Origin of the sequence: Limnospira sp., assembly GCF_051859755.1 — a bacterium.
Taxonomy (GTDB): Bacteria; Cyanobacteriota; Cyanobacteriia; order Cyanobacteriales; family Microcoleaceae; genus Limnospira; species Limnospira fusiformis.
In genome coordinates this window covers 1-4871 of sequence record NZ_JBIMLI010000220.1, presented here as the reverse complement: position 1 = coordinate 4871, position 4871 = coordinate 1, and the positions used below count along the sequence as shown (strand labels likewise).

Annotated in this window: 5 protein-coding genes; all 5 read right to left on the bottom strand. The window is 42.4% G+C overall.

Features of this window, described 5'->3' with window-relative positions; genetic code table 11:
• Positions 1 to 230: 230 nt before the first annotated feature.
• The 5 genes from kaiC to ACTIE0_RS22735 all read right to left on the bottom strand — a co-directional run bounded on the left by kaiC (position 231) and on the right by ACTIE0_RS22735 (position 4612).
• Complete coding sequence (gene kaiC / locus ACTIE0_RS22755; protein ID WP_006623299.1) at positions 231 to 1784, bottom strand: circadian clock protein KaiC; 1554 nt, start codon at positions 1782 to 1784, stop codon at positions 231 to 233.
• 369 nt (positions 1785 to 2153) lie between these two features.
• Positions 2154 to 2468 (bottom strand): circadian clock protein KaiB, encoded by a 315-nt coding sequence (gene kaiB / locus ACTIE0_RS22750; RefSeq protein WP_006618253.1) that lies wholly within the window; start codon positions 2466 to 2468, stop codon positions 2154 to 2156.
• A gap of 96 nt (positions 2469 to 2564) precedes the next feature.
• On the bottom strand, positions 2565 to 3422 hold the full coding sequence (locus ACTIE0_RS22745; protein ID WP_006623298.1) for a circadian clock protein KaiA: 858 nt from the start codon (positions 3420 to 3422) through the stop codon (positions 2565 to 2567).
• 195 nt (positions 3423 to 3617) lie between these two features.
• Positions 3618 to 3833, bottom strand: coding sequence for a hypothetical protein (locus ACTIE0_RS22740; RefSeq protein ID WP_006623296.1), 216 nt, complete (start codon positions 3831 to 3833; stop codon positions 3618 to 3620).
• A gap of 170 nt (positions 3834 to 4003) precedes the next feature.
• Positions 4004 to 4612, bottom strand: a complete 609-nt coding sequence (locus tag ACTIE0_RS22735; protein WP_006623295.1) for a low-complexity tail membrane protein — start codon at positions 4610 to 4612, stop codon at positions 4004 to 4006.
• Positions 4613 to 4871 lie beyond the last annotated feature (259 nt).

Here is a 4871-nt window from a genome sequence, read left to right as displayed (position 1 = left end):
CCTTGAGTTCCCTGCCTTGCTTAGATTTCTCCAAGCGTCGGGACATATAAACAGTTATGGGGATGGTCAGGAGTGCGTTCCTTATATTCAACCAAAGGGTTGAAGTCCCCACCAGGCGGTTATTTCGGGTATCTCAACCCTATTTCATGCCTGAACGTCTCGCACCCTTAACGGGAGTCGTAATGCGTGACATTGAAGATAGGGAAAGGTTCACGGTAAAGGTTTAGTCGTCAATCCTGATCATCTTGAACTCCCTCAATAATGCGAGACAACTCACTTTTTTCATTAATAGAAATTCGGGTAGGAGAACCACCAATAATGCGTTCGTAATCCCTAAACGAGTCAGTAATATGGGGACCATGTTCGGTGATAGTATATTCCCGAATACCCTTATCATGCCAAGAACCGCGCATTTTAAACACATTAATAGCCCTAGACATTTGACCACGAATTTCCACATACTGAAGCATAAGAATAGTGTCAGTAATAGTCGAAATATGAGAATCGGTAATCGAGTGTGAACCCATAAACTGGTCAGTTGTATTGGTAAAAAAGCCGGTAATTTCCTCCTGTTTAGCATATCCAGTGACAGCGATTACAAACTGTCGAAAAGCATTACTACTAACTCCCCTAGCTAAAGCAGAAAGAGAATCGATCGCAATGCGGGAAGGTTTAAACTCAGAAATTTCCGAGCGAATAATTTGCAAATGGTCTTCCAAGCCTGTAGACTCAGGATAACTACAGATAATTTTAAGTAATCCCTTACGTTCCATCGCTTCAAAATCTAGTCCCCAAGAGTGAGCATTTCGCAACAATTGAGCGCGGGATTCTTCATAAGCAAATAGAATGGCTCGCTCATTACTTTGACAGGCGTTATTAACAAAGATACTAACTAAGAGAGTCTTACCAGTTCCCGTAGCACCAGTCGCCAGAATAATTGAATCTTTAAAAAACCCTCCGCCGCACATTTCATCAAGAGTTTTATTACCAGAAGAAACCCTGACATTAGAAGACCGTTGAGTAAGTCGCATAGCACCGAGGGGGAAAATACTAATCCCATTTTGAGTAATCGTAAAAGGATATTCTCCTTTCATGTGGGTAGTACCGCGCAACTTCAAAATTTCCACCGTGCGGCGACGGCGTTCACCTTCCAAAACATTTCGCAGAATCATGACATTATCAGAGACAAATTCCTCCACACCAAAGCGAGCGACCGGACCATATTCTGACTCTCGCTCTGTGGTCATAATTGTGGTGGATCCCACTTGCTTTAAACGAGCCACTAATCGGAAAATTTCTCGTCGCACGACTCCGGCGGCTTCATATTGTTGAAAAATGGCAGTTACCGAATCAATAGAAACCCGTCTAGCTTTATATTTGCGAATGCCATACTGTATGCGTTCAATGAGTGCTGAAAGGTCAAAGTTGCCGACGATATCTTGACCTTCTGGGTCCGGGGAGGCATCAAGAATAAATAATTTACCCTCATCAATTAATCCCTGTAAATCCCAGCCAAAACTGGCCGCATTTTTGATGATATCGGTAGGAGCCTCTTCAAAGGTGACTAAAATACCCGGTTCATCAAAATAGGTGATACCATTGTAGAGAAATTGAACGGCAAATAAAGTTTTACCTGTACCGGAGGTACCACTAACCAAGGTTGAGCGACCTGCTGGCATTCCCCCATGACTGATATCATCAAATCCTTCAATCATGGTGCGGATTTTTTGGACACTAATTAAGTTCCGTTTATTGGGTTCTGGTTGGGGGTTGCTATTGACCATAATTATTGATTTTAAAAACGTTCGGCTTTGAGTATTCTATATTTCCCCATCAACAGTGTCTATGGAAACTGGGTTATATAGATATAGGCTTTGGTATTGTACTGTATTAAGGTAATCGAGAATAACCACAAGATAGATATCAAAAGTTGGCTATTTTTTGTTCCCGGTTCTATTTAGCCTGGTGGTTGCTATAACTGTTATTTATATTTACCATAATCTTGGCTGCATCAGTGGGAATATGATCATCTCGAATTGATCGGCGGACGGGGATATTCCCACGGAGACCTTAACTGCGATCGGACAATGGGGTTTCTCCCCTAGCTGAAAGCGTTAGGGGAGCAACGGTGGCTAAGGGGGTTGATGGCTGACCTAGAAGTTATAATCGTCGTCTTCTAATTCTTCATAGAGTAAATCTAATCCAATCAGCACTTTTTCGCGATCGGAGAGGTCGCCAATAATTTTCCTCACTGGTGGGGGCAGAATTTTGGATAAGGTCGGTGTTGCCAAAATCTTATCCTCTTCGGCTAGTTGAGGATTTTTGAGAACATCGATCACTTTGAGAGCATAAACACCCTGAAACTCTTGTTCTAAGATATCTTTAAGGGTTTTGAGAGCTCGAACTGAGTTAGGGGTATTCCCAGCTACATAGAGTTTGAGAACATAAGTTTTCTTCAGAGGAGTCATAGATATATCTACCGATATAAGATGAAAATTTGGGGGAGTAACAGAGATTTTTTTGACATTAGACCCATGATGAAATTGACAGGGACTTTTACCTGTTCATTCTCCCCATGACTCCCGGGGTATGGAACGACGATACATTTCGCATAAATGAGCTAAAGTGTCAATCAAGGTAAGTCTGTAGTCCAGTAAAACATCTTCACTACGTCCCTCTAGTTTGAGTTGTTTGGAAAAATTATCCATCAAATCCATGTGAATCTCAACAATGCGAGTCACTGGAATATCCCCGAAAAACGCCATGTTAACGTATTCGTCAATTTGATTATTCAAATTTTTATCGTTAGCAAAATAGCTTAAAACAATTTGGCGATATTGAGATTTAAGCTGTTCCAATAGCTTCTGACGATCTGCCTTGGACAGGTTTCTCAGAAAATTTTTAGGATTTCTCTTATAATACACACCTAGATATCCTAGTCGCTCATGTAATTTGTCCATGAGTCTTCGCTGCTGGCGAACAATGAAATTAGTTAACTCCGTAGGGGTATCTACAGAGGATGATTCATCGGTCAGACGAGTGGTGACAGCATGGGTAATAAATTGGCTAATAGCTTTATCAATATATCCTTGTATTAGATGAATTTGCTTACCTTTTAACTGGACTTCTGTTGAGGAAAGTATATAATTCTCGGAGGGTTCAGTTAGGCTAGGCTGGACTACAGGGGACTGCTCATTAGGTATAATGATTAAGGTGGGGATGGAAATTAAGTTTTGCTGGAGTTTATCAACTAAAACCTGCCACTGAGGCGACCACTCCAGAATGAGACAGTCAAGTTGGTGTTTATGTTCTGTTACATATTCTATAAATTCCTCTGGGGAGTCGAGTTGAATAATTATGTAGTGTTCTTTTGGCAAATAGGAGGACACCGACTGAGATAACTCAATCGATGGGATAAACATACATATGGACAGTTGCAGACTCCAAAGGTGGCTGGGTACTGCGCCTGGCTTTTCGGGTTCGTGTTGAATCAGAAGCTCTTACTCCTTTGATTATTGATTCTGATTGGTGTAAGCCGATCGCTTACACTAGGGTTTACTGATGTTTTGGGGTTATGGTTTGGGGTTGAACAACGGTTCTGGGTTGATGATACTTGATTAATAGGCTAAGGTTTCTAGGGTTTCCCGTAAATATATGCGTACCTGTTGGTCAAGATTGAGATTCTGGAGATTTTCGGCAGAATTTCGGTCTAGCTGCCAACCCTTGAACCCTGAACTGGTGGCGATCGCCTGTTTGAGATCAGACCAGATCTGAGAGTCCCGGCGGTTCATTCCAGCATCAGGGTTCCAGAAAATTGAGGTAGATTGAGCCATGACGATACGTTAACTAAACAGTGTTCGAGGCTCTACCTGATTGGCCTGGATCAGACATCATATCAGGCTGAACCTATCTTTATATCATAATGACAATTTTACAAAAGTTTAAGCTAATCTCTGCATAGTTGGTTAATTGATCTGGGTTATGGTCCATCTGAGTGATGAGCCTATGACGTTTTTTCGGGGTTGGGGGTGATGGGTAAGATGCGATCGACTTTCCAGCCAACGATGGTAAATCCTTGGCTAATCTGATCGGTTGATAGGGGATGACGCTGATTTAGCTTTGATTGGGAGGTCAAAAATACTAATAGTACACTGATTGGCACTTGGGTAAATAGGTTACACCCGCAGAAGGCTATGGTGGCGATCGCTAAACCCAAAATCCTCCAATTCGGAAGTATGGAGGCGACATCGGTGGCTAGGGGTGCAATGCGGTACAGTTGCCACAAAATCGGCAGCAGCAAAACGGGGGTAATTATGGCAAAACCCTGATGGCGTTGGGTTTTAAAACCTGTGAGAATCCGCTGTTGTTCTGTGGTTAGTTGTTCCGGCTTAATGGCGATCGCCAAAATGCTATATATATAGAAGGGCCTAAACCACTGCATCCATAGCACTGGCACTATACCCAGGACTGCCACCAGTAAAAACTCTATGGTGACAGGAAATACAGGATAACCCACGGCAAATCCCAATAGGCATAATCCTAGCCAAATGGGAAGAGTTGCCAATCCGGCTAAATGAATCCAGAGAAAGGGATCGAGTCTAAACCGTTGCATGATGGGTTATTCCGTACTCCTTAACGTTGATGGTGGCAGATTTTGATTATGATCTAGGTGGGTTGCCCAATAGTCGGCAAAACCTGCATCTATTTAGGACGATCATACAACAAATAGGGGAAAACTCATATCATATTCAGTGGGATCGGATTGGTGGCGGTAACAGTGGCGCTCTAGGATAGTAGTTTGGGATATAATGGAGCCAGAATTTAATCCAAGATTTGCTTGACATCTTAGGACAATAAGGTACAATAACCCA